The sequence below is a fragment of the Streptococcus infantis genome (genome assembly GCF_018499575.1).
GTDB classification, from domain to species: domain Bacteria; phylum Bacillota; class Bacilli; order Lactobacillales; family Streptococcaceae; genus Streptococcus; species Streptococcus infantis_K.
In genome coordinates this window covers 613,232-637,743 of sequence record NZ_JAHDAP010000001.1, presented here as the reverse complement: position 1 = coordinate 637,743, position 24,512 = coordinate 613,232, and the positions used below count along the sequence as shown (strand labels likewise).

The 24,512-nt window shown below is 38.1% G+C and carries 22 protein-coding genes and 1 other annotated feature; all 22 genes read left to right on the top strand.

Annotated elements, in window-relative coordinates; all coding sequences use genetic code 11:
- The first annotated feature begins 6 nt into the window (after positions 1 to 6).
- The 22 genes from tehB to obgE all read left to right on the top strand — a co-directional run bounded on the left by tehB (position 7) and on the right by obgE (position 24,511).
- Entirely contained in the window at positions 7 to 867 is an 861-nt protein-coding gene (gene tehB / locus KJR31_RS03130) for an SAM-dependent methyltransferase TehB (RefSeq protein ID WP_214262029.1), read from the top strand.
- Positions 868 to 1,203: 336 nt separating this feature from the next.
- Positions 1,204 to 2,352: a Card1-like endonuclease domain-containing protein gene (locus tag KJR31_RS03125; protein WP_214262028.1), complete on the top strand. Its 1,149-nt coding sequence runs from the start codon at positions 1,204 to 1,206 to the stop codon at positions 2,350 to 2,352.
- 237 nt (positions 2,353 to 2,589) lie between these two features.
- Positions 2,590 to 3,546, top strand: coding sequence for a competence protein CoiA (locus KJR31_RS03120; RefSeq protein WP_214262027.1), 957 nt, complete (start codon positions 2,590 to 2,592; stop codon positions 3,544 to 3,546).
- A gap of 18 nt (positions 3,547 to 3,564) precedes the next feature.
- The gene (gene pepF, locus KJR31_RS03115) at positions 3,565 to 5,367 is read left to right on the top strand and encodes an oligoendopeptidase F (protein ID WP_214262026.1); all 1,803 of its coding nucleotides are present in this window, start codon (positions 3,565 to 3,567) and stop codon (positions 5,365 to 5,367) included.
- A gap of 1 nt (position 5,368) precedes the next feature.
- Positions 5,369 to 6,082, top strand: a complete 714-nt coding sequence (locus KJR31_RS03110; RefSeq protein WP_214262025.1) for an O-methyltransferase — start codon at positions 5,369 to 5,371, stop codon at positions 6,080 to 6,082.
- Between the two features lie 74 nt (positions 6,083 to 6,156).
- Positions 6,157 to 7,146, top strand: a complete 990-nt coding sequence (prsA, locus tag KJR31_RS03105) for a peptidylprolyl isomerase PrsA (protein ID WP_214262024.1) — start codon at positions 6,157 to 6,159, stop codon at positions 7,144 to 7,146.
- A 176-nt stretch (positions 7,147 to 7,322) separates the two neighbouring features.
- Complete coding sequence (ftsW, locus tag KJR31_RS03100) at positions 7,323 to 8,534, top strand: cell division peptidoglycan polymerase FtsW (RefSeq protein WP_214262023.1); 1,212 nt, start codon at positions 7,323 to 7,325, stop codon at positions 8,532 to 8,534.
- A gap of 22 nt (positions 8,535 to 8,556) precedes the next feature.
- Complete coding sequence (gene ppc, locus KJR31_RS03095) at positions 8,557 to 11,382, top strand: phosphoenolpyruvate carboxylase (protein WP_214262022.1); 2,826 nt, start codon at positions 8,557 to 8,559, stop codon at positions 11,380 to 11,382.
- 92 nt (positions 11,383 to 11,474) lie between these two features.
- Positions 11,475 to 11,692: a binding site (T-box leader), on the top strand.
- A 134-nt stretch (positions 11,693 to 11,826) separates the two neighbouring features.
- Positions 11,827 to 12,825 carry a tryptophan ABC transporter substrate-binding protein gene (trpX, locus tag KJR31_RS03090; protein WP_214262021.1) on the top strand — a complete coding sequence of 333 codons (999 nt, stop codon included), beginning with the start codon at positions 11,827 to 11,829 and terminating at the stop codon, positions 12,823 to 12,825.
- 61 nt (positions 12,826 to 12,886) lie between these two features.
- Positions 12,887 to 13,753, top strand: a complete 867-nt coding sequence (locus KJR31_RS03085) for an ABC transporter permease (protein WP_016465932.1) — start codon at positions 12,887 to 12,889, stop codon at positions 13,751 to 13,753.
- Complete coding sequence (locus KJR31_RS03080; RefSeq protein WP_214262020.1) at positions 13,750 to 14,508, top strand: ABC transporter ATP-binding protein; 759 nt, start codon at positions 13,750 to 13,752, stop codon at positions 14,506 to 14,508. Before KJR31_RS03085 ends, KJR31_RS03080 begins: the two co-directional genes overlap by 4 nt.
- 267 nt (positions 14,509 to 14,775) lie before the next feature.
- A complete protein-coding gene (locus tag KJR31_RS03075; RefSeq protein ID WP_214262019.1) occupies positions 14,776 to 15,495 on the top strand; it encodes a TipC family immunity protein in 720 nt (239 codons plus the stop codon).
- A 106-nt stretch (positions 15,496 to 15,601) separates the two neighbouring features.
- Positions 15,602 to 16,027, top strand: coding sequence for a hypothetical protein (locus KJR31_RS03070; protein WP_214262018.1), 426 nt, complete (start codon positions 15,602 to 15,604; stop codon positions 16,025 to 16,027).
- Between the two features lie 402 nt (positions 16,028 to 16,429).
- Positions 16,430 to 16,861 carry a hypothetical protein gene (locus KJR31_RS03065; RefSeq protein ID WP_214262017.1) on the top strand — a complete coding sequence of 144 codons (432 nt, stop codon included), beginning with the start codon at positions 16,430 to 16,432 and terminating at the stop codon, positions 16,859 to 16,861.
- Positions 16,862 to 17,041: 180 nt separating this feature from the next.
- Positions 17,042 to 18,802 (top strand): DNA primase, encoded by a 1,761-nt coding sequence (dnaG, locus tag KJR31_RS03060; protein WP_250319673.1) that lies wholly within the window; start codon positions 17,042 to 17,044, stop codon positions 18,800 to 18,802.
- A 2-nt stretch (positions 18,803 to 18,804) separates the two neighbouring features.
- On the top strand, positions 18,805 to 19,914 hold the full coding sequence (gene rpoD, locus KJR31_RS03055; RefSeq protein WP_214262015.1) for an RNA polymerase sigma factor RpoD: 1,110 nt from the start codon (positions 18,805 to 18,807) through the stop codon (positions 19,912 to 19,914).
- A 17-nt stretch (positions 19,915 to 19,931) separates the two neighbouring features.
- The gene (locus KJR31_RS03050; protein ID WP_006145447.1) at positions 19,932 to 20,261 is read left to right on the top strand and encodes a metal-sulfur cluster assembly factor; all 330 of its coding nucleotides are present in this window, start codon (positions 19,932 to 19,934) and stop codon (positions 20,259 to 20,261) included.
- 101 nt (positions 20,262 to 20,362) lie between these two features.
- Positions 20,363 to 21,415: a glycosyltransferase family 4 protein gene (locus KJR31_RS03045; RefSeq protein ID WP_214262014.1), complete on the top strand. Its 1,053-nt coding sequence runs from the start codon at positions 20,363 to 20,365 to the stop codon at positions 21,413 to 21,415.
- 8 nt (positions 21,416 to 21,423) lie between these two features.
- A complete protein-coding gene (locus KJR31_RS03040; RefSeq protein WP_214262013.1) occupies positions 21,424 to 22,740 on the top strand; it encodes a glycosyltransferase family 4 protein in 1,317 nt (438 codons plus the stop codon).
- 26 nt (positions 22,741 to 22,766) lie between these two features.
- Positions 22,767 to 22,958, top strand: a complete 192-nt coding sequence (locus KJR31_RS03035; RefSeq protein ID WP_006148426.1) for a PspC domain-containing protein — start codon at positions 22,767 to 22,769, stop codon at positions 22,956 to 22,958.
- A gap of 29 nt (positions 22,959 to 22,987) precedes the next feature.
- Complete coding sequence (locus KJR31_RS03030; RefSeq protein ID WP_045615867.1) at positions 22,988 to 23,122, top strand: DUF4044 domain-containing protein; 135 nt, start codon at positions 22,988 to 22,990, stop codon at positions 23,120 to 23,122.
- Between the two features lie 78 nt (positions 23,123 to 23,200).
- The gene (gene obgE, locus KJR31_RS03025; protein WP_214262012.1) at positions 23,201 to 24,511 is read left to right on the top strand and encodes a GTPase ObgE; all 1,311 of its coding nucleotides are present in this window, start codon (positions 23,201 to 23,203) and stop codon (positions 24,509 to 24,511) included.
- Position 24,512: the final 1 nt, after the last annotated feature.

Sequence of the window (24,512 nt, the reverse complement as noted above, 5' to 3'; positions counted from 1 at the left end):
TAGAATATGGAAAAACTAGTTGCCTACAAACGCATGCCTGTCTGGAATAAAGACACTATGCCAGAGGCTGTTCAAAGAAAACACAATACTAAGGTCGGAACCTGGGGCAAGATTACCGTATTAAAAGGGACTCTTAAGTTTATTGAATTGACTGAAGAGGGAGAAGTTATAGCTGAGCACCTCTTTGAAGCAGGTGCTGATAATCCTATGGCACAACCTCAAGCTTGGCACAGAGTAGAAGCTGCTACAGATGATGTGGAGTGGTATTTGGAATTTTATTGTAAACCAGAGGATTATTTCCCAAAGAAATACAATAGCAATCCAGTTCATTCGGAAGTCCTAGAAGCTATGCAGACGGTCAAACCATGTAAGGCACTAGACCTAGGCTGTGGGCATGGTAGAAATGCACTCTTTTTAGCTCAACATGGATTTGATGTTACAGCAGTGGATCAAAATGAGCTATCCCTTGAAATCTTGCAAAGCATCGTAGAGCAAGAAGATTTAGAGATGCCTGTTGGTCTCTACGATATCAATTCAGCTAGCATTGGTCAAACTTACGATTTTATCGTATCAACGGTTGTGCTCATGTTTTTACAAGCAGATCGTATTCCGTCTATCATTCAAAATATGCAAGAACAAACCTCTATCGGTGGCTATAATTTGATTGTTTGTGCTATGGATACAGAGGATTACCCATGTTCTGTTAATTTCCCATTCACCTTTAAAGAGGGGGAGTTGGCAAATTACTACAAGGACTGGGAATTGGTTAAGTACAATGAAAATCCAGGGCATTTACATCGTCGTGACGAAAACGGCAATCGTATCCAACTACGCTTTGCGACCATGTTGGCTAAAAAAGTAAAATAAATGAAAAAGAGGCTAGGACAAAAGTCCTAGCCTCTCAATTGTCTTTGGATTGTCGAGCAAGACGCAGTGGTTGAGTGGGTTCTACTATGCTGATTTCATCAGCTCTTACAGCCCTACTCAACTGTGCGGAGGTGGGACGACGAAATCGAATTCTAACGAATGACCGATTTCTGTCCCACTCTCTTTTTCGTTTCCTAAATAATCATTGGGAAGTCTTATTTTATGCTATACTAGAAGTATAAGGTACCTAAAAACTATATAAGTATCCGGATGATAAAAAGAATTCTTATCAGCTACCAATTCTTATAAATCGTTTCTGCTCTAGGAGGTCACAATATGCCTAGTCTTTTAATTGAACTATACGACCGTCATACCATTGAAAAAAATGTCTACCAAGCTTTTGTCAGTGATTGTGATGAGATTTTATACCTTTCTACTAGAAAAATTGCTGAGGAAGATAAGCTATCCTTGAAGCATTTTCTAATGGAACAAGTTCCACACTTAAAACAAGTACATTTTCGACAATTCCACCTAGAAAATATCTGCCAGGAATTAGACGTATTTATCAATGATTTTGAGTCAGTGACCATCGATGTTTTTGGTGGAGATAATCTATTAGCAATAGTTCTATATCAGTATGGTTTGGAGAAAGGTATTCCCATTATTGCTATGGATGTTGAACAAGGAAGGCAGTATTCCTGGGATAGGGGTAACATAAAGGATAAAGATTTAGCTATCCCAAGTTTATCCATTGAACAATTGATAGCTTTACGTGGTGGAAAAGTCCTTAAATCAAGAAGACCTCAGCATTCTAATAAGCAAGTGCTAGCTATAAAAAAATTGGCCAAATATGCAATCGAAAATCCTGAAAAATGGTATCAGATTACCCAATTCTTTGCACTGGCAAAAACAAATGATTTTCACGCGGAAACTGCCAAAGTTTTAGGAAGTAACGGGAAAACTTACTCCTATCCCACTGCATTGATTCCTTTATTGATAGAAGCTAATTTACTAAAGATAGAAGAGGAAACATCTGATAGTGTCTCTTATACATTTCCGAGTTCAGAAGCACAGTTGCTTTGTAGAACCAAGGGGCATATCTTAGAGCTCTATATTTATCTACTTGCTTTAGAATCGGGGTATTTTGATGAATGTATGATTGGTGCTGAAATTGACTGGAATGGCATTTTCCCAGAAGTAGATAATGTTCAGAATGAAATTGATGTAGTCCTTCGAAAAGATTACTCTGTTGTATTCATATCTTGTAAAATGACTGATTTATCAGTTGAAGCTATCAACGAGCTCGAAGTTTATGCCAATCATTTTGCAGGAGATAATTGTTTAAAATTGATTGTATGCTCCGGCAGGATTAATCCTGTTTTTAGCAATCGTTGTCAAGAATATGGTGTTTCCATCATTAAACATGATCAGATATCAAATCTCATTCCCATGTTGCAGAAATGTTTGAAGAACAAACGGAAGTGATACTAGATGTTATAGTGAAGAAGAGTCTGGGATAATAGTTCTAGACTCTCAATTGTCTTTGGATTGTCGAGCAAGACGCAGTGGTTGAGTGGGCTCTACTACGCTTATTTCATCAGCTTTTACAGCCCTACTCAACTGTGCGGAGGTGGGACGATGAAATCGAATTCTAACAAATTACCGATTTCTGTCCCACTCTCTTTTCTTATCCTTTTCGAATAAAGTAGAAAAGGAGAGTTTATGTTTTTAGCTAGAGATAAAAAAGGTCATTTAATCAACGCGTTAGAGAATGAAGTAAAGAAACAAGCTTATTATTGTCCAGCTTGCGGAACGAGTGTTCGCTTGAAAAACGGAAAAAATGTAAGAACTCATTTTGCGCATGAAAGTTTAAAAAGTTGTGATTTTTATCATGAGAATGAAGGACCAGAACATTTAGAGAATAAGGTTGCACTTTTTAATTGGGCTAAGAAAGATGCTGAAGTAGAAATGGAATATCCGATTCCTGAACTTAAGCAAATCGCAGATATCCTCATCAATAAGCAATTAGCTATTGAGGTTCAATGCAGTCACTTGTCTTCTAAACTGTTGCAGGAGAGAAGTAATGGTTATAGAGATTCTGGAATTCAAGTATTATGGTTGCTCGGTGAAAAGCTCTGGTTGAAAGAGCGCCTGACTAAACTTCAGAGAGATTTTCTTTATTTCAGTAATAATATGGGATTTCATCTCTGGGAATTAGACCATAAAAAACAAGTTTTGAGACTCAAGTATCTACTCCATCAAGATTTGAAAGGGAAACTCCACTATCAGGTCAAGGAATTTTCTTATGGCAAAGGGAATCTTCTTGAAATCTTACGGAGTCCTTATCAGCAACAAGCCCTTATCACTTTTTCAGTTGAGCAGGACAGGAAGATTTGTCATTACATTCAAAAACAACTCTATTATCAAAATCCCTATTGGATGAAGAAGCAAGCCCAAGCTTACTTAAGAGGAGAGAACTTATTAAATTTGAAGCCTCAGGACTGGTATCCCCAAGTAAGGCCGATAGAAAATGGTCATTTTTGTCAAATAAATCAAAATCTAAATGATTATTTTCGTAACTTTCAGGCCTATTATGAACGGAATCCTAAAAAACAGCAACAAAAGCTCTATCCACCTGCCTTTTATCAGCAATATTTCTCGAAAAATATGGTAAAATAGAAAGGATGGAGGAAATTTATGGTATTACAACGAAATGAAATCAATGAAAAAGATACATGGGATCTATCAACAATCTTTGAAACAGACCAAAAATGGGAAGAAGAACTAGCTCTTTTGACCGAAGAGACAAAACAAGCAGCTAGTCTTGAGGGGCATCTCTTGGACAGTGCAGAAAGCCTTCTTAACATTACAGAGCGTTATCTGGACTTGAGTCGTCGTCTTGAAAAACTCTATGTCTACGCACATATGAAAAACGACCAAGATACACGAGTTGCTAAATATCAAGAATACTATGCAAAAGCAATGACTCTTTATAGTCAACTTGACCAGGTATTCTCTTTCTATGAGCCAGAATTTATGGCAATTACCGAAGACCAGTACCAAAACTTCTTATCAGAAGAACCAAAACTTCAGCCTTATAAACACTACTTTGATAAACTCTTGCAAAATAAGGACCATGTCCTTTCACAACGTGAAGAAGAGTTATTAGCAGGTGCTGGTGAAATCTTTGGAGCAGCTAGTGAAACTTTCGCTATCTTAGACAATGCGGATATTGTCTTTCCACTAGTGAAAGATGAAGATGGTAACGAGGTACAGTTGTCACACGGTGTCTATATGCGCTTAGTAGAATCTAAGAACCGTGAAGTTCGTCGTGGTGCATATGAAGCACTATACTCTACCTATGAGCAATACCAACATACCTACGCTAAAACATTGCAGACCAATGTCAAAGTGCAAAACTATCGTGCTAAGGTTCGTAACTACAAGAGTGCGCGTGAAGCAGCTCTTGCAGCCAACTTTGTACCAGAGAGTGTCTATGACAACTTAGTATCTGCTGTTCGTAAGCATTTGCCACTCTTACATCGTTATCTGGCTCTTCGCTCAAAAATCTTTGGTATTCCAGATCTTAAGATGTACGACGTCTATACTCCATTGTCTTCAATAGAATACAGTTTTACTTATGAGGAAGCCTTGAAGAAGGCAGAAGAAGCTTTGGCTGTTCTTGGTGAGGATTACTTGAGTCGTGTGAAACGAGCTTTCAGTGAACGTTGGATAGATGTGTATGAAAATCAAGGTAAGCGTTCAGGTGCATATTCTGGTGGGTCATACGATACCAACGCCTTTATGCTTCTTAACTGGCAGGACAATCTAGATAATCTATTTACTCTTGTCCATGAAACTGGTCATAGTATGCACTCTAGCTATACTCGTGAAACCCAGCCTTATGTCTATGGAGATTACTCAATCTTCTTGGCAGAGATTGCTTCAACAACTAATGAGAATATCCTAACAGAAAAACTGCTAGAGGAAGTTCAAGATGATGCAACTCGCTTTGCAATCTTAAACAACTTCCTAGATGGCTTCCGTGGTACAGTCTTCCGTCAAACTCAGTTCGCTGAATTTGAACACGCAATCCACCAAGCTGATCAAAATGGTGAGGTCTTGACAAGCGAGTTCTTAAACAATCTCTATGCTGACTTGAACCAAGAATATTACGGCTTGAGCAAGGAAGACAATCCTCAAATTCAGTACGAGTGGGCTCGTATCCCTCATTTCTACTATAATTATTATGTATATCAATATTCAACAGGCTTTGCAGCAGCTTCGGCCTTAGCTGAAAAGATTGTTCACGGTAGCCAAGAAGATCGTGACCGTTATATTGAATACCTCAAGGCAGGTAAGTCAGATTATCCACTTAATATCATGCGAAAAGCTGGTGTTGACATGGAAAAAGAAGACTATCTCAATGATGCCTTTGCTGTCTTTGAACGACGTTTGGACGAGTTTGAAGCCCTAGTTGACAAATTAGGACTGGCATAAGATGGTTGAGTCATACAGTAAAAATGCCAATCATAACATGCGGCGTCCTGTTGTTAAGGATGAGATTGTGGAATTTATGCGCCACAGACAAGAGCAGGTGACTGGTTCTTTAAAAGAACTAGAAAACTTTGCTCGCAAGGAGAATATTCCTATCATTCCTCATGAAACAGTCGCTTATTTCCGTTTCCTAATGGAAACAATTCAACCAAAAAATATTTTAGAAATTGGAACAGCAATTGGATTTTCAGCTCTTTTAATGGCAAATCATGCTCCAAATGCAAAAATAACAACCATTGATCGGAATCCTGAAATGATTGGTTTTGCCAAGGAAAATTTCGCCAAGTTTGATAATCGCCAACAAATCACTCTTTTGGAAGGCGATGCGGTAGACGTTTTGTCAACATTGACAGAGACCTATGATTTTGTTTTTATGGATTCTGCAAAATCCAAATACATCGTATTTTTGCCAGAAATCCTCAAACACCTTGAGGTTGGAGGAGTAGTCGTTTTAGATGATATCTTCCAAGGTGGAGATATTGCTAAGGATATTATGGAAGTTCGCCGTGGGCAACGAACAATTTATCGTGGTTTGCAAAGACTATTCGATGCAACTTTAGACAATCCAGGTTTAACAGCTAGTCTAGTTCCTCTTGGGGATGGAATCTTGATGCTGAGAAAAAATCAAGTAGAAGTAGAGCTGCCTGATGTTGACTAATTTTAGAAATTTTTAAGACAATTTAGTAAAATAGATAAGGTAAACATTTATCTAGTGAACAAAAAGGAGTAAACATGAAGAAAAAATTATTGGCTGGTGCCATCACTTTGTTATCGGTAGCTACTTTGGCTGCTTGTTCAAATGGCTCTCAAGGAGCTGACCTCATTACTATGAAGGGTGATGTCATCACTGAGCACCAATTCTATGAAGAAGTGAAAAACAACTCAACTGCACAACAAATCTTGCTCAATATGACAATTCAGAAAGTCTTCGAAAAGCAGTATGGATCTGAAGTGAGTGATAAAGAAGTAGATGATGCTGTGGCTGAAGAGCAAAAAAGATATGGAGATAGCTATCAAATCGTTCTTTCTCGTGCTGGTATGACAGCTGAAAGTCGTAAAGCTCAAATTCGTACAAGTAAATTAGTTGAATACGCTGTTAAGAAAGCAGCAGAAGCTGAATTAACAGATGAAAACTACAAGAAAGCATATGAAGAGTACACACCAGATGTTACTGCTCAAGTTATTAAACTTGACAGTGAGGATAAGGCTAAAGAAGTACTAGCTAAAGCAAAAGAATCTGGAGCTGACTTTGCTCAATTGGCTAAGGATAATTCAACAGACGAAAAGACAAAAGCAAATGGTGGAGAAATCACCTTTGACTCTGCATCAACAGAATTACCAGACGTTGTTAAAAAAGCAGCTTTTGCACTTAATGTTGATGGAATCTCAGATGTGATTACAGCTCCAGGTACACAAGCTTATTCAAACAGCTTCTATATTGTAAAATTAATTAAGAAAACAGAAAAATCTTCTAACTGGGAAGATTATAAAGAAAAATTGAAGACAGTTATCCTGACTCAAAAACAAAATGATGCTACTTTCGTTCAAGGTGTCATTAGTAAAGAGTTGCAGGCAGCAAATATCAAGGTCAAAGACCCAGCCTTCCAAAATATCTTTACTCAGTACATCCAAAGTGATACATCAACCCAAACTACAACTACATCAGCAGCGACTGAAACTACAACAACAGCTGCTGAGACTACAACAACACCTTCAAACTAAAGATGAAAACTCTATCTTTCTACTCTTGAAAGGTAGAGTTTTTTTGAGCATTTCATTGTTAAAAGTTGAAATTCTAGGCTTTAATGGGTAAGAGTTTTTTTCTAGTCTAAAAAATGGTATAATAGCTAGTAAAACTAGAATTAATAGAAAATTAAAAATTTTGTAGATGGTGAAATATGAAAATTAGTAAAAGGCACCTGTTGAATTATTCCATTTTAGTGCCCTATATTCTCTTATCAGTACTGGGTTTGATAGTGGTCTATTCGACAACAAGTGCATCCTTGATTCAAGAGGGGACGAGCGCCTTTCAATTAGTGCGAAATCAGGCCTTGTTTTGGTTGGTTAGTTTACTACTGATTGCAGTAATCTATAAGTTGAAGCTAGGATTTCTTCGCAACGAGCGATTGTTATTCATCGTTATGTTTGCTGAGCTCATTTTACTAGCTTTAGCTCGTTTGATTGGGATTCCTATTAATGGAGCCTACGGTTGGATCAAGGTAGGACCGATTACCGTTCAACCTGCAGAGTACTTGAAAATTATCATTATTTGGTACTTGGCACAACGTTTTTCAAAACAACAAGAAGAGATTGGCGTTTATGACTTCCAAGTTTTAACTCAAAACCAATGGCTCCCTAGATCCTTTAATGACTGGCGTTTTGTACTTCTGGTAATGATTGGTAGCTTGGCTATTTTCCCTGACCTAGGAAATGCTACTATCCTATTTTTGGTATCATTACTGATGTACTCAATTAGTGGAATAGCGCATCGATGGTTTGCAACGATTCTTGCTATACTTACAACTCTAGCCACTGTGACATTGACAGCTATTAAAGTGATCGGGGTTGATAAGGTTTCTAAAATTCCAGTCTTTGGATATGTAGCTAAGAGATTCAGTGCCTTCTTTAACCCATTTGATGATGTTGCTGGTGCAGGACACCAGTTAGCGAATTCATACTACGCTATGGTTAATGGTGGATGGTTTGGGTTAGGATTAGGGAATTCTATCGAGAAGCGTGGCTATCTACCTGAGGCGCATACGGACTTTGTGTTCTCAATTGTGATTGAAGAGTTTGGATTTGTAGGTGCTAGTCTTATTTTGGCTCTTTTGTTCTTCCTAATCCTCCGCATCATCTTGGTGGGGGTTCGAGCAAAGGATCCATTTAACTCAATGGTAGCCATTGGTATCGGTGGGATGATTTTAATTCAGGTATTCGTCAATATCGGTGGAATTTCAGGATTGATACCTTCAACAGGTGTAACCTTCCCGTTCCTTTCTCAAGGGGGAAATAGTCTCCTAGTTCTATCTGTAGCCATCGCCTTTGTGTTAAATATTGATGCTAGTGAAAAACGAGCGAAACTTTATAGTGAATACGAATCACAGCTTTAAGAAAAGTGATAAGGAGAAAAATATGTCTCTTCAAAAACTAGAAAATAATAGGAACAAAACTGTCGTACAGGAAGAAGTTCAAATCTTGACAGATTTACTTGAAGATATTACGAAAAATATGCTTCCTTCTGAGACCTTTGACAAGATCATTCAGTTAAAGGAGTTGTCATCAAAATTAGACTATCAAGGTCTTGATAAAGTAGTTACAAGCCTTACTAATGATGAAATGGTCTATATCTCTAGATATTTCTCTATCTTGCCACTTTTGATTAACATTTCTGAAGACGTTGACCTGGCATACGAGATTAACCATCTAAACAATATCGACCAAGATTATCTTGGTAAATTGTCAACAACCATTGAAATGGTTGCTGAAAAAGAAAATGCTGCTGAAATTCTTGAACATCTGAACGTGGTGCCAGTATTAACAGCCCATCCAACTCAGGTTCAACGTAAGAGTATGCTGGATTTGACCAATCATATCCATACTCTCTTGCGTAAATACCGTGATGTGAGAATGGGCCTTATTAACAAAGAAAAATGGCACAATGATCTTCGTCGCTACATTGAGATTATCATGCAGACGGATATGATTCGTGAGAAGAAACTAAAAGTAACGAATGAAATCACAAACGTGATGGAATATTACAATAGTTCTTTCCTACAAGCTGTACCAAATCTAATGTTAGAGTATAAGCGTCTTGCAAAAGAGCAGGGAATTGACCTAAAACAAGCAAAACCTATCACCATGGGAATGTGGATTGGTGGAGACCGTGATGGCAATCCATTTGTAACTGCTGAGACACTCATGCGTTCTGCTACCATTCAAAGTGAAGTGATCTTAAACTACTACATCAGTAAGATTTCTAGTCTTTACCGTACCTTCTCTCTTTCTACTAATTTATCTAAGACAAGTAAGGCTGTTGAAGAAATGGCAGCTCAATCTCAAGATACTTCTGTTTTCCGCGAGAAAGAACCTTATCGTCGAGCTTTTCACTTTATTCAATCAAAATTAATTCAAACGCTTTTGAATCTAAATGAGTGGGCTCTTATTGGTTCATCGGCTGATGAACGTCATCATATTGAACGACTCTTTGGAACTCAAGGACATCAACAAGGAGTGGTTACTGACTACATCAGTAATCGTCTCTCAGGAGCTATTCAAGAATTGGCTGAAGATCGACCTCCTTACTACGAAACAATTGAAGAATTTAAACAAGACTTAGCTATCATTAAAGATTCATTGCTTGAAAATAAGGCAGAAGCCTTGCTTACTGGGGATTTTGCAGAGCTTTTGGAGGCTGTTGAAGTCTTTGGTTTCTTCTTGGCATCTATCGATATGCGCCAAGACTCAAGTGTTCATGAAGCCTGTGTTGCTGAATTGTTAGCATCTGCTGGAATTAATGATCACTATAGTGATTTATCAGAAGATGAAAAATGTGAGTTGCTTTTACACGAATTGTTAGAGGACCCTCGGATCTTGTCTGCGACTCACGCTGAAAAGTCTGAACTACTTGATAAAGAATTAGCTATTTTCAAAACGGCCCGTGAATTAAAAGATCGTTTGGGAGAAGATGTCATTCGTCAAACGATTATCTCTCATGCGACTAGCGTATCAGATATGCTAGAATTGGCCATTATGCTGAAAGAAGTTGGACTGGTTGATAATGAAAAAGCGCGTGTCCAAATCGTTCCACTCTTTGAGACGATTGAGGACTTGGATCATTCTGAAGAAACAATGAGAAAGTATTTCTCTCTACCACTTGCTAAGAAGTGGATTGATTCTAAAAACAACTACCAAGAAATTATGCTTGGCTATTCTGATAGTAACAAGGATGGAGGATACCTCTCATCTTGTTGGACACTCTATAAGGCTCAAAAACAATTGACCGCTATCGGTGACGAGTTCGGTGTCAAAGTAACCTTCTTCCACGGTCGTGGTGGTACTGTTGGTCGTGGAGGTGGCCCTACCTATGATGCCATTGCATCGCAACCGCTTAAGTCTATCAAGGATCGCATCCGCTTGACTGAACAAGGTGAGGTTATCGGGAACAAATACGGAAACAAGGATGCAGCCTACTATAATCTTGAAATGTTGGTATCTGCAGCTATCAACCGTATGATCACCAAGAAAAAGAGTGATACCAATACTTCAAACCGTTATGAAGCTATCATGGACCAAGTTGTAGAACGTAGTTACGATATTTACCGTGAACTCGTATTTGGAAATGAGCTTTTCTATGATTATTTCTTTGAATCTAGTCCAATTAAAGCTATTTCAAGTTTCAATATCGGTTCTCGTCCCGCAGCCCGTAAAACAATTACTGAAATCAGTGGTTTACGTGCGATTCCTTGGGTATTCTCATGGTCACAAAGCCGTGTGATGTTCCCAGGATGGTATGGTGTTGGTTCAAGTTTCAAGGAATTTATCGATCAAGATCCTAAAAATATTGAAACACTTAGAGAAATGTATCAGAACTGGCCGTTCTTCCAGTCGCTTCTTTCCAACGTGGATATGGTTTTGTCAAAATCAAATATGAATATTGCTTTTGAGTACGCTAAACTTTGCGAAAGCGAAGAAGTGCAGGCGATTTACTACACCATCCTAGATGAATGGCAATTGACCAAGAACGTTATCTTGGCTATTGAAGGTCATGAGGAGCTTTTGGCAGAAAATACCTATTTGAAAGATAGTCTGAACTATCGCATGCCTTATTTCAACATCCTGAACTATATTCAGTTGGAGTTGATCAAGCGCCAACGTCGTGGCGAACTATCTTCTCAAGAAGAAAGATTAATTCATACGACTATTAACGGAATTGCTACAGGATTGCGTAATTCTGGTTAATACAAGCTATTTTTACCAAAAACCGTAGTAATTTTCATAAATTCTATAAATAATTCATGAAAACCCTTGACAAGTTTTAGTAAAATGATATAATTTAAGCATTCAGAAAGTAATCATCGAATTTTTTTAGCGAGTCTGTGGTTGGTGAAAACAGATAGATGAAGATGATGAAAATTGGGCTGAATGTTATGAAGAATTTGAAATCATAAGAATTCGGTGAGCACACCTTATAGTGCAACTCGTGAAGCGAGTAAGAGAGATAGGAATAGTTCCTATAATTGAGGTGGCACCGCGCATCGACGTCCTCACACAAGTTTTTTGTGTGAGGACTTTTTCTATGGGGAGGAAAAAATGATGGAAATCAAACGATGGCGACGCTTGGTAAAGTTATATTGAAAGTGTAATGAACATTACTAAGTTTAAGTGAAATAAGGAGAAATAGATATGAATAAACGTTTAATTGGTATTATTGCAGCACTAGCACTTGTAGTTGGAGGAAGCTTGGTCTACTCTAACTTAACGAAACAAGATACTAAAACCGAAACAGCTAACAAAACTGCTAAAGTTGGTGTTCTACAGTTCGTCAGTCACCCATCGCTTGACTTGATTTACCAAGGTATCCAAGATGGACTTGCTGAAGAAGGCTATAAAGGCGACCAAGTTAAAATCGACTTTATGAATTCAGAAGGTGACCAAAGTAAGGTTGCCACAATGAGTAAACAATTGGTGTCAAATGGAAATGATGTTGTTGTCGGAATTGCGACACCTGCAGCTCAGGGTCTAGCAAGTGCAACAAAAGACCTTCCTGTTATCATGGCAGCTATTACAGACCCAGTTGGAGCTAACCTTGTACAAAACTTGGAAAAACCAGGTGGAAACATTACAGGTGTATCCGACCATAACCCTGCTGAACAACAAGTAGCATTAATTAAGGCTTTGACACCTGATGTCAAGACAGTTGGAGCTCTTTACTCAAGCAGCGAAGATAACTCTAAATCACAAGTTGAAGAGTTCAAAGCTTACGCTGAAAAAGCTGGTTTGAAGGTAGAAACTTTTGCAGTACCTTCAACGAACGAAATTGCTTCAACAGTGAACGTTATGACTGGTAAAGTTGATGCAATCTGGGTTCCAATTGATAACACAATCGCATCTGCATTTTCAACTGTAGTATCAAGTAACCAAACAGCTAAAAAACCAATCTACCCAAGTGCGACTGCCATGGTAGAAGCTGGAGGTTTGGCATCAGTCGTTGTGGACCAACATGATCTTGGTGTTGCTACTGGTAAAATGATTGCCAAAGTCTTGAAGGGTGAAAAACCTGCAGATACACCAGTCAATGTCTTCTCAACTGGTAAATCAGTGATCAACAAGAAAGTTGCTCAAGAACTTGGAATTACTATTCCTGAATCAGTTATCAAAGAAGCTGGTCAAGTAATCGAATAAGAATAAAGGAGGAGTTGGAGACATCTCCTCCAATTTTTAGAATAAAGGAAATGAATCAAACATGCTAATATCTATTATTTCACAGGGATTGGTCTGGGCTATTCTAGGTTTGGGAATCTTTATGACCTTTCGAATCCTGAACTTTCCAGATATGACAACTGAAGGTTCCTTCCCTTTGGGAGGAGCAGTTGCAGTTACTCTCATTACCCAAGGGGTTAATCCTTTTCTTGCGACTTTAGCAGCTGTAGGAGCGGGTTGTCTTGCTGGTTTAGCAGCGGGCCTTCTTTATACGAAAGGGAAGATTCCTACCCTTTTATCAGGAATTTTAGTCATGACTTCTTGTCATTCTATCATGCTCATGATTATGGGACGAGCAAACCTTGGGCTTTTAAATACCAAGCAAATCCAAGACGTTCTTCCTTTTTCATCTGAGATTAATCAATTACTGACAGGTTTGATTTTTGTGACTTTGGTTATCCTTCTTATGCTTTTCTTCCTAGATACTAAATTGGGACAAGCTTATATCGCGACAGGAGATAATCCAGATATGGCTCGTAGTTTTGGTATAAATACAGGACGTATGGAGCTTATGGGTCTGGTTTTATCAAACGGTGTTATTGCCCTCGCAGGTGCCCTTATCGCTCAACAAGAAGGCTATGCAGATGTCTCTCGTGGTATCGGGGTTATCGTAGTTGGTCTTGCCAGCTTGATTATTGGTGAAGTCCTCTTCAAAAGCCTTACCCTAGCAGAGCGTTTGGTTACTATTGTTGTTGGTTCCATCAGTTATCAATTCTTGGTATGGGGGGTTATTGCTCTCGGCTTTAACACTAGCTACCTCCGTTTGTACAGTGCTCTTATCCTGGCAACTTGCTTGGTAATTCCAACCCTTAAGGATAAATACTTGAAAGGAGTCAAATTAAGCAAATGACAGCAATTGTAGAATTAAAAAATGCCACAAAAATTGTGAAAAATGGCTTCGACGAGGAAAAAATTATCCTAAACGATGTTTCACTTGAAATTTATGAACATGACTTTATCACGATATTGGGTGGAAATGGAGCAGGGAAGTCAACCCTCTTTAACAGCATTGCGGGAACTCTACCTTTGACAAGTGGTAGCATTCGCATCATGGGCGAGGATGTAACTCATTTTAGCCCTGAAAAGCGTGCCAAGTATCTTTCTCGAGTTTTTCAAGATCCTAAGATGGGGACTGCTCCACGTATGACAGTCGCAGAAAACCTTTTGATTGCTAAGTTTCGTGGAGAAAAACGTGGTTTATTTCCAAGAAAACTTTCAGCCTATAAAGAAGAATTTCAAGCAACCATTGAGAAGGTTGGCAATGGTCTAGAGAAGCATTTGGATACACCGATTGAATTTTTATCAGGTGGACAAAGACAGGCTTTAAGTCTCTTAATGGCAACACTAAAACGTCCAGAACTCCTTTTATTGGATGAACATACGGCAGCCCTTGACCCTAAAACAAGTGTGGCCTTGATGGAATTGACAGATGACTTTGTCAGCAAGGACCATCTAACAGCTTTGATGATTACTCACCATATGGAAGACGCTCTTAAGTATGGAAATCGTCTCATTGTTATGAAAGATGGGCGTATCATCCAAGATTTGAACAAGGAAGAAAAAGCCAAGATGAAGATTTCAGATTACTATCAGTTGTTTGAATAGATAATTTTTAAAACATGTATCATTAAAAACTTAGAAGTAGGATTTCTACTTCTAGTTTTTTTGTGTTAAAGGGGGGTTGTCAAAAACTAGTCTTATTGTCACCGTCTAAGATTTTATAGTATAATGATTCTAAGGAAATGGTACCTAGAGAAATAAAATTTCTAAAAAGATTGTATCGTCTGAATGTTATTTCGTCTTTAAAATAAGACGTTAAAAATATATTTTGACAGCAAAGAGTATATAAGTTCTAGGTAAGGAAAAATGTCAATGAAAAAAATTTTAAAAATTCTAGTCATAACTGTATTAGTTTTTCTAACTTTGTTTGGTCTATATCGTGTCTATCAAAAGAATTATTATAAAGAAGTATATGAATCTTTAAGTAATGTTTTTCTAGAGATGAACTATGCAGAAACCCATAGTGGTATCTTACCTGGCCTCGCTGATTTTAGTAAAGCCGTTGACGGGAGTCAATCGTTTAGAGATCCAGACTGGATAATTCCCATAGGACTTGATGCAGGATTGTCTGAAAATGAAAGTTTAGAAGTGATTGTGGGTTTTGAAGAAACTTTTATTATTGAATACCAGCAACTATTACCTGATGGGAGATATCTTTATATAAAATATGACTACAATTATAAGAAACTCAACCAATCAGTCGAAATCTCAGATTCTAAATGGTCGGTAGCGTACTCCTTAGCTGGATATAATATAAGAAATAAGGATAAGGGAAAACTAGATTTGGAGGCATATAAAGAATTATCACGTCAGTCAAAAACAGGGGATTCGATACCTAATTTTTACCTAACAAATCCAAACGAAGTACTAGAGTATTTAAAACCTCATGGGATTGATGAAGCTTGGATTAACGAAAAATCCCACTTCATGCTCTATGATGTCGTTCTAAAACGCTGGTTTAAAAATGGTAGTCAACGTTACTCAGTTGACAATCTTGGGGATGTAGAGATTGTGCCACTAAGTTTTTCTTAATTGAATTAAATAGATTTTTTAAAGACTAGATAATTTGAAGCCAGATAGAGGAAAAAAACGAATGAGAAAAAAATGTATTCTTTTATTGATAATAATAGTAATAGTCATGATTATTAAGGAATTAACAAGAGGATATCATATTTTATTGCCAAACTCTGAAAAATATATAGTAATTAAGGGGAATTCAATAAGCTTAGATTCTTATACGGATATTCAATTAACTCGTCTAAGTACAGATAGTAAGGTAAAGTTATCATACGGGAGGAGTTGGTCTGACTATGATAATAGTATACATTATAATATTGAGAAAAGTCAGGTTGAACACTGGAAATACGATTCGGAAACAGAAACAACAAAAATCGTTGTGTTAGAGAATCCTCATAATGGCATTGGTGTCGATCACGAAGGTATTATTATGGATACATCTCAAACTTTTCTTTTTACGTTTAACTCCAAAATAGATTTTAATATTAAAGTAAAAAATTTATCAAATAAATTAATAGTTTTTAAAATGGAAGTGGAGTATAAATAATATAGTCAGAAATAAAGTGAAAAATTAAACCTAGGAATTGTAACCATGTCAAGGTTAATCCTATAAGTACTAGTAGAATAGTGGGTATAATGCAATTTTAATTATAAAATGAACAAGATATAATGCGGTCACAACTTCATTTTGACCAAACTAGAAGAAATCAGAAAAACTAGACTATGTCTACCATACAGCTTGCGTTCAACGACAAGAACTGTCTACTCATAGCTCAGCTTCAAAATAAGTTATTACGAAAACGATTAAAGGAAATTTTTACATAAAAACAAGATAATCTAAGATTTAAGGATTGAGATTGACATACAAGTGATTTATAATTAGATAAAATGTAACTTTAAAGAAAAGACCATCTAGAATTAGATACAGATTATTTAAGGGGGTAGAACAATGGCATACACACAAGAAGATTTTCAGGAATGGATTTTTCAAATTGGATTTAAGATGGACTATTTTACTAGGGAGTTTGCTGAGAAAGAAGGGCTAAATTTAGACTATAGCATTCAGTCCTTGGATGATTTGGAGGCTTGGATCTTGGCTCACTACGAAGACCACCATGTTTTGATAGCAGACCGCAAGATGTTGGATTACTTGACTGTTTATATCGGTGAAACCTTCCGTAAGCACCTAGGAGGTAAATGGTTTATTGACCTTAAAAATAAAAAGAATGCCTATTATTCTATGCCTGTATTGACCGACCCATCCTATAGAGGAGAAGTTTATATAGCACCGATGACTTTTGCAACGGCTTGCATCAGTAGAAAAGATGGTCAGTATATTAGCAGAATATTGAAAAATAACCTCGAAGATCAAGTGAAATAGTCTTTAATTTTTTCTATTTATCTTTCAAATATTAGAATGGTTTGCTCAAAAGATTCACTTTTTCATGACAGCTGGAAACTTATGAAATAGTCTCATGTAAAGCGTATGAAATGGTTTACTTTTTTTCAGAAATAAGCTATACTATATAAAGTAAACTGTGATAAAATGGAGGTATTGTTTATGGTTGACAAGAGAGTCATCGAAGAAATCAAAAACAATACCAATATTGTCGAAATCATAGGAGAAGTGATTTCCTTACAAAAATCTGGACGGAACTATTTAGGGCTCTGTCCTTTTCATGGTGAAAAGACCCCTTCCTTTAACGTGGTTGAAGACAAGCAATTTTACCACTGTTTTGGATGTGGTCGTTCTGGAGATGTCTTTAAGTTTATTGAGGAGTATCAACAAGTAACCTTTGCGGATGCAGTAAGGATTTTGGGCGAACGTCTCGGAATGCACCTTGAAACTCCAGTAAATAACTCTGTCTCACATACGTCACCCCATCAAAACCTCTATGAGATGCATGACAAGGCTGCACGCTTTTATCATGCGATCCTCATGACAACGAAGATGGGTGAAGAGGCGAGAAACTATCTCTATAAACGTGGCTTGACTGATGATGTCATTAAACATTTTATGGTAGGTCTAGCACCTGCTGAACGTTCGTATCTCTATCAACGTTTGCGAGACGATTATAGTGAAAAGGACATGCTAGATTCAGGTCTGTTTTATCTTTCTGATAGCAATCAATTCTTTGATACCTTCCATAACCGCATTATCTTTCCACTCTCAAATGATCAAGGAAAGGTGATTGCCTTTTCTGGTCGAATTTGGCAAGAAGCAGATTCTCAAACTGCCAAGTATAAAAATAGTCGGGCGACGGCAATTTTTAACAAGAGTTACGAATTATATCATTTGGATAGGGTAAAAAAAGGCTCGGGCAAAGCTCCTGAAATTTACCTGATGGAAGGCTTTATGGATGTCATTGCAGCTTACCGTGCCGGTATTGAAAATGCAGTAGCATCCATGGGAACAGCCTTGACTGCTGAACACGTTGAACATCTCAAACGCTTTACAAAAAAAGTGATTATCACTTATGATGGTGATAAGGCAGGACAAGCAGCAACCGCTAAAGTTCTAGAGGAACTAGGTGATTTGCCAGTTCAGATTGTCCAAATCCCTGATGCTATGGACCCAGATGAATACTTGCAGAAAAATTCTGCAGAAGACCTGGCTTATCTCTTGGCCAATACTCGTATTAGTCCGATTGAGTTTTATATTCATCATTTTAAACCTAAGAACAGTGAGAATCTCCAAGCACAAATTGATTTTATAGAGAAAATTGCACCTCTTATCGTCAAAGAACCTTCTATCACAGCCCAGAACACCTATATTCATTTGTTGGCGGATCATTTACCATCTTTTGATTATCAACAAGTTGAGCACATCATCAACGAAAGTCGTGTCAGACAAAGACAAGAAAAAGTGAAGCAGGTTGTTAATCCGACACCAATTACTATGTCGGTTTCTAAACAATTGACGGCAGTCATGAGAGCTGAAGCACATATTCTCTATCGGATGATGGAGCATCCATTGGTTCTCAATGATTATCGTTTAAGAGATGATTTTGTTTTTGAAACACCTGAGTTTCAAACCTTGTATGGGCTGTTGATTGATAATGGTACAATCTCCTCAGAAGATTTGGCAAATCAGACCAGAGAAGTTGAGAATGCTTGGTATCAAGTATTGTCTTTGGATTTACCTTCTGAAATGTCTCCAGAAGAGCTAAAAGAAGTCGAAGAGTCTCGAAAACGTGCTCTTTTGAATCAACAAAACTTGCAAATCAAAAAGAAAGTTCAGGAAGCTAGTCATGTAGGTGATACAGATACTGCTATAGAAGAGCTTGAACGCTTAATTGCCCAAAAAAGAAGAATGGAGTAAGAATGGCAAAAAAACAAAAAGAAGTAACAACCTTTGATGTCCAAGTTGCAGAGTTTATTCGTAACCATAAAAAAACTGGTACTGCAACAGACGACGAAATCAACAATGTCCTTGTAATTCCTTTTGCTCTAGATGTTGAAGGAATTGAAAATCTTTTGCAACGCATTCAAGATGCTGGTATTGCAATTACCGATAACGAAGGAAATCCAAGCGAACGTGTCTTAAGTACTGAGGAAGAACCAGAGCTTAGTGATGAAGATTTGATTGGTTCTACATCTGCAAAGGTTAATGACCCTGTCCGTATGTACTTGAAGGAAATCGGTGTCGTACCTCTTCTTACTAACGAAGAAGAAAAAGAGTTGGCTCTTGCAGTGGAGGCAGGAGATATCGAAGCCAAACAACGTCTAGCTGAAGCCAACCTTCGTTTGGTTGTTTCTATTGCAAAACGCTACGTTGGACGTGGCATGCAATTTCTTGACTTGATTCAAGAAGGAAATATGGGCTTGATGAAGGCCGTTGATAAGTTTGACTATTCGAAAGGGTTCAAATTCTCAACTTATGCAACTTGGTGGATTCGTCAGGCTATTACACGTGCTATTGCTGACCAAGCTCGTACCATTCGTATCCCAGTTCACATGGTTGAAACCATTAACAAGCTTGTTCGTGAGCAGCGTAACCTTCTTCAAGAATTAGGACAAGATCCTACTCCTGAGCAAATTGCTGAACGTATGGATATGACACCTGATAAGGTTCGTGAGATCCTCAAGATTGCTCAAGAGCCCGTGTCTCTTGAAACACCTATTGGTGAAGAGGACGATAGTCATCTTGGTGACTTTATCGAGGACGAAGTGATTGAAAATCCAGTAGACTACACAACTCGTATCGTCTTGCGTGAGCAGTTGGACGAAGTGCTAGACACCTTGACTGACCGTGAAGAAAATGTTCTTCGTCTACGTTTCGGTCTTGATGATGGTAAAATGCGTACTCTAGAAGATGTGGGTAAAGTCTTCAATGTCACTCGTGAGCGTATCCGTCAGATTGAGGCTAAGGCCTTGAGAAAACTTCGCCAACCAAGTAGAAGCAAACCGCTTCGTGACTTTATCGAGGATTAAGATAGAGGAGACTGAATATGGCTTACACAGAAGAGCAAATTGAAAACATCAAAACACGGATTTTGACAGCTCTAGAAGAAGTTATCGACCCAGAATTAGGAATCGATATCGTCAACCTAGGTCTGATTTATGAGATTCGATTTGATGGTGATACCGGTGATACTGAGATTGATATGACCTTAACGACTATGGGTTGTCCATTAGCAGATCTCTTGACCGATCAAATTTATGATGCTATGACAGATGTTCCTGAGGTTACCAATGTTGAAGTTAAATTGGTTTGGTATCCAGCTTGGACCGTTGAAAAAATGAGTCGCTATGCGCGTATTGCTTTAGGAATTAAGTAGATTGATATTAAAAAGAGAAATAGTATAAGTGTTAGGAAATTCCCTAGCTTTTATGCTATCTCTTTTTTAATTTGCTGATTTTCTTTCAATAAAATGATATAATGGATAGTATGGAAAAAGAGAAATTACGCATCAACATGCTAAGTTCGAGTGAAAAGGTAGCAGGACAAGGTGTTTCTGGAGCTTACCGTGAACTTGTGCAACTTTTGAAACGTGATGCGAAAGACCAACTAATTGTAACGGAGAATCTTCCTGTAGAAGCTGATGTTACTCATTTTCATACAATCGACCTTCCTTATTATCTGTCAACTTTTCAAAAGAAGCGTTCAGGTCGTAGGATTGGTTATGTCCACTTCTTGCCTGATACCTTAGAGGGCAGTTTGAAGATTCCCTTCTTTCTAAAAGGTATTGTGAAACGCTACGTATTTTCTTTTTATGACCGTATGGAACATTTGGTTGTGGTTAATCCTACTTTTATCGAAGATTTGGTTGCGGCTGGTATTCCACGTGAAAAAGTGACCTATATCCCTAACTTTGTCAACAAAGAAAAATGGCATCCACTTTCTGAAGAAGAAGTAAGTCAACTTCGACAAGACATGGGGATTACTGATAACCAGTTTGTAGTTGTAGGTGCAGGTCAGGTTCAAAAACGTAAAGGGATTGATGACTTTATCACTCTAGCTGAGGAACTACCGGATATCACCTTTATTTGGGCTGGAGGCTTCTCTTTTGGTGGGATTACCGATGGTTATGAACGCTATAAAAAAATCATGGATAATCCTCCAGAGAATCTGATTTTCCCTGGAATTGTTGAGCCAGAACGGATGAGAGAACTCTATGCTTTGGCAGATTTGTTCTTACTTCCTAGCTATAACGAGCTCTTTCCGATGACTATTCTAGAAGCTGCGAGTTGTGAAGCTCCCATTATGCTTCGGGACTTAGATCTTTATAAGGTCATTTTAGAAGGAAATTATAGACCAACTGCTGATGTGGATGAGATGAAATCAGCTATTTTGGAATATCGTGAGCATCCAGAAACATTAAAAGAATTGAAAGAAAAGGCTAAGGCTATTTCAAGAGAATACTCAGAGGAGCACCTACTTGAAATCTGGCTTAAATTTTATCGGGAGCAAGCGGCTTTAGGAAAAAAATGAGGTAGTATATGCGAATTGGATTATTTACAGATACTTATTTCCCACAGGTGTCGGGTGTTGCAACCAGCATTCGAACCTTAAAAACAGAGCTTGAAAAGCAAGGTCATGCAGTCTTTATCTTTACAACAACTGATAAGGATGTCAATCGTTATGAAGACTGGCAGATTATACGTATTCCAAGCGTCCCTTTCTTTGCCTTTAAAGACCGGCGTTTCGCTTACCGTGGATTTACTAAAGCTCTTGAGATTGCAAAACAATATCAGTTAGACATCATTCATACGCAGACAGAATTTTCTCTTGGTTTGTTAGGTATCTGGATTGCGCGGGAATTGAAAATTCCAGTTATTCATACCTATCATACCCAGTACGAAGATTATGTTCACTATATTGCCAAGGGAATGTTGATTCGTCCTAGTATGGTCAAATATCTTGTCCGAGGTTTTCTGCATGATGTTGATGGGGTTATCTGTCCGAGTGAAATCGTGCGTGACCTTTTATCTGATTATAAGGTAAAAGTTGAAAAGCGTGTCATTCCTACAGGTATTGAGCTTGCTAAGTTTGAACGACCTGAGATTGGACCAGAGCACATCAGTGACCTGCGAGATAAGCTAGGTATCAAGAATGACGAAAAGATGCTTCTGAGTCTTTCTCGTGTGTCTTACGAAAAGAATATTCAAGCAGTTCTTGCAGCCCTACCAGATGTTCTCAAAGAAGAACCAAAAGTTAAACTGGTTGTAGCTGGTGATGGACCTTATTTAGACACTCTTAAGGAACAAGCAGAAGATTTACAAATTCAAGATTCTGTTATCTTTACTGGTATGATTCCTCCGAGTGAAACAGCACTCTATTACAAGGCGGCTGACTTCTTTATTTCAGCTTCGACAAGTGAGACCCAGGGCTTGACTTATCTAGAAAGTTTAGCTAGTAAAACGCCTGTCATTGCCCATGGCAATCCCTATCTGGATAATCTTATCAACGATAAAATGTTTGGAACTCTTTATTACGAGGAAAGGGATTTAGCAGGAGCAATCCTAGAGGCAATACTTGTAACTCCATCAATGGATGAAAAACATTTGGCTGAAAAATTATATGAAATTTCTGCTGAGAATTTTGGTAGAAGAGTTCATGAGTTTTATCTAGACGTCATTATTTCAAATAATTTTGCCAAAGAAACAGGGGCTGACGAACCAGTTACAAAACGTATTTTAAAGACAGTCTTCTATATTCCGCAACAGGCTGTTACTATGCCAGTTAAAGGTTCGAAGCGTATGCTTAAGGCATCTAGAAAACAATTAAGAAATTTAAGAAAATATTTAAATGATTAATCAAATCAAAGAAAGGAAATAAAAATATGCAAAAGAAATTTATGAGAAGTGGTAGAGATCAAAAAATCGGTGGTGTATGCGCTGGTTTAGCACATTATTTTGATATTGACCCTACAATCGTACGAGTTATTTGGGGAGTTTTGGCTTTCTGTTATGGTGCAGGACTTATTGCTTACTTGATCTTGTGGGCAATCGCTCCTGTATCTGATGAGTATTAATATTAGAATATTAGAGTAAAGGAGAAAACATGGCATTCGGTGATAATGGTAAACGTAAAAAAACATTCTTTGAAAAACTTACAATGTTTGTCGTATTAGTGATGTTATTTGTAACATTGGCAGGTATCTTTGCTACGGCCATTGGTGTATTTAGCAGATTCTAAAAAGTTAATCATTTTATTGTTTGGCAATAAGTTGGGTGACTGGGATTTTCCCAGCCCTTTTTGAAGTGAGAAGAGAATATGAGTATGTTTTTAGATACAGCCAAGATTAAAGTAAAGGCTGGTAATGGTGGCGATGGTATGGTTGCCTTTCGCCGAGAAAAATACGTCCCTAACGGCGGTCCTTGGGGCGGTGATGGAGGACGTGGAGGTAACGTTGTTTTCGTAGTAGACGAAGGTTTGCGTACTCTAATGGATTTCCGTTACAATCGTCATTTTAAAGCCCAATCAGGTGAAAAAGGAATGACAAAAGGAATGCATGGTAGAGGAGCAGAAGATTTGATTGTCCGTGTGCCTCAAGGAACAACCGTGCGTGACGCTGAAACAGGAAAAATTATTACAGATTTGATTGAGAATGGGCAAGAGTTTATCGTAGCCTACGGTGGTCGTGGTGGTCGAGGAAACATCCGCTTTGCTACACCTAAAAATCCTGCTCCTGAGATATCTGAAAATGGAGAACCTGGTCAGGAACGTGAATTGCAGCTAGAACTAAAAATCCTTGCTGACGTTGGTCTAGTGGGCTTCCCTTCTGTTGGAAAATCAACTTTACTGAGTGTCATCACATCTGCAAAACCTAAGATTGGTGCTTACCACTTTACCACGATTGTACCTAATCTTGGTATGGTCCGTACCCAGTCAGGTGAGTCCTTTGCAGTGGCAGACCTCCCTGGTTTGATTGAAGGTGCTAGTCAAGGTGTGGGCTTGGGAACTCAGTTCCTTCGCCATATTGAGCGTACTCGCGTTATCCTTCATATCATTGATATGTCAGCTAGTGAAGGACGTGATCCTTACGAAGATTATCTAGCTATTAACAAAGAGTTGGAATCTTACAACCTTCGTCTGATGGAGCGTCCACAGATTATTGTTGCCAATAAAATGGATATGCCTGAGAGTCAAGAAAACCTTGAAGAGTTCAAGAAAAAATTGGCTGCTAATTATGATGAGTTTGAGGAATTACCGCCAATCTTCCCGATCTCAGGTTTGACCAAGCAAGGCCTTGCACCTTTATTAGATGCAACCGCTGAACTTCTTGATAAGACGCCAGAATTTCCAATTTACGATGAATCTGAAATGGAAGAAGAAGCATACTATGGCTTTGATGAAGAAGAAAAACCATTTGAGATTGGTCGTGATGATGATGCAACATGGGTTCTTTCCGGTGAAAAACTCATGAAACTCTTTAACATGACCAACTTTGACCGCGATGAGTCTGTTATGAAGTTTGCCCGTCAGTTGCGTGGTATGGGAGTTGATGAAGCTTTGCGTGCTCGTGGCGCTAAGGATGGGGATCTTGTTCGTATTGGTAAATTTGAGTTTGAATTTGTAGACTAGG

Bases quoted from the DNA above. Each gene is read 5' to 3' on its own strand.
- tehB (WP_214262029.1), top strand. From the start codon at position 7: ATGGAAAAACTAGTTGCCTACAAACGCATGCCTGTCTGGAATAAAGAC.
- KJR31_RS03045 (WP_214262014.1), top strand. From the start codon at position 20,363: ATGGATAGTATGGAAAAAGAGAAATTACGCATCAACATGCTAAGTTCG.
- KJR31_RS03035 (WP_006148426.1), top strand. From the start codon at position 22,767: ATGCAAAAGAAATTTATGAGAAGTGGTAGAGATCAAAAAATCGGTGGT.
- KJR31_RS03075 (WP_214262019.1), top strand. From the start codon at position 14,776: ATGAAAAAAATTTTAAAAATTCTAGTCATAACTGTATTAGTTTTTCTA.
- KJR31_RS03030 (WP_045615867.1), top strand. From the start codon at position 22,988: ATGGCATTCGGTGATAATGGTAAACGTAAAAAAACATTCTTTGAAAAA.
- KJR31_RS03080 (WP_214262020.1), top strand. From the start codon at position 13,750: ATGACAGCAATTGTAGAATTAAAAAATGCCACAAAAATTGTGAAAAAT.
- KJR31_RS03110 (WP_214262025.1), top strand. From the start codon at position 5,369: ATGGTTGAGTCATACAGTAAAAATGCCAATCATAACATGCGGCGTCCT.
- KJR31_RS03085 (WP_016465932.1), top strand. From the start codon at position 12,887: ATGCTAATATCTATTATTTCACAGGGATTGGTCTGGGCTATTCTAGGT.
- prsA (WP_214262024.1), top strand. From the start codon at position 6,157: ATGAAGAAAAAATTATTGGCTGGTGCCATCACTTTGTTATCGGTAGCT.
- ppc (WP_214262022.1), top strand. From the start codon at position 8,557: ATGTCTCTTCAAAAACTAGAAAATAATAGGAACAAAACTGTCGTACAG.
- KJR31_RS03070 (WP_214262018.1), top strand. From the start codon at position 15,602: ATGATTATTAAGGAATTAACAAGAGGATATCATATTTTATTGCCAAAC.
- KJR31_RS03125 (WP_214262028.1), top strand. From the start codon at position 1,204: ATGCCTAGTCTTTTAATTGAACTATACGACCGTCATACCATTGAAAAA.
- ftsW (WP_214262023.1), top strand. From the start codon at position 7,323: ATGAAAATTAGTAAAAGGCACCTGTTGAATTATTCCATTTTAGTGCCC.
- trpX (WP_214262021.1), top strand. From the start codon at position 11,827: ATGAATAAACGTTTAATTGGTATTATTGCAGCACTAGCACTTGTAGTT.
- rpoD (WP_214262015.1), top strand. From the start codon at position 18,805: ATGGCAAAAAAACAAAAAGAAGTAACAACCTTTGATGTCCAAGTTGCA.
- dnaG (WP_250319673.1), top strand. From the start codon at position 17,042: ATGGTTGACAAGAGAGTCATCGAAGAAATCAAAAACAATACCAATATT.
- obgE (WP_214262012.1), top strand. From the start codon at position 23,201: ATGAGTATGTTTTTAGATACAGCCAAGATTAAAGTAAAGGCTGGTAAT.
- KJR31_RS03120 (WP_214262027.1), top strand. From the start codon at position 2,590: ATGTTTTTAGCTAGAGATAAAAAAGGTCATTTAATCAACGCGTTAGAG.
- KJR31_RS03040 (WP_214262013.1), top strand. From the start codon at position 21,424: ATGCGAATTGGATTATTTACAGATACTTATTTCCCACAGGTGTCGGGT.
- pepF (WP_214262026.1), top strand. From the start codon at position 3,565: ATGGTATTACAACGAAATGAAATCAATGAAAAAGATACATGGGATCTA.
- KJR31_RS03065 (WP_214262017.1), top strand. From the start codon at position 16,430: ATGGCATACACACAAGAAGATTTTCAGGAATGGATTTTTCAAATTGGA.
- KJR31_RS03050 (WP_006145447.1), top strand. From the start codon at position 19,932: ATGGCTTACACAGAAGAGCAAATTGAAAACATCAAAACACGGATTTTG.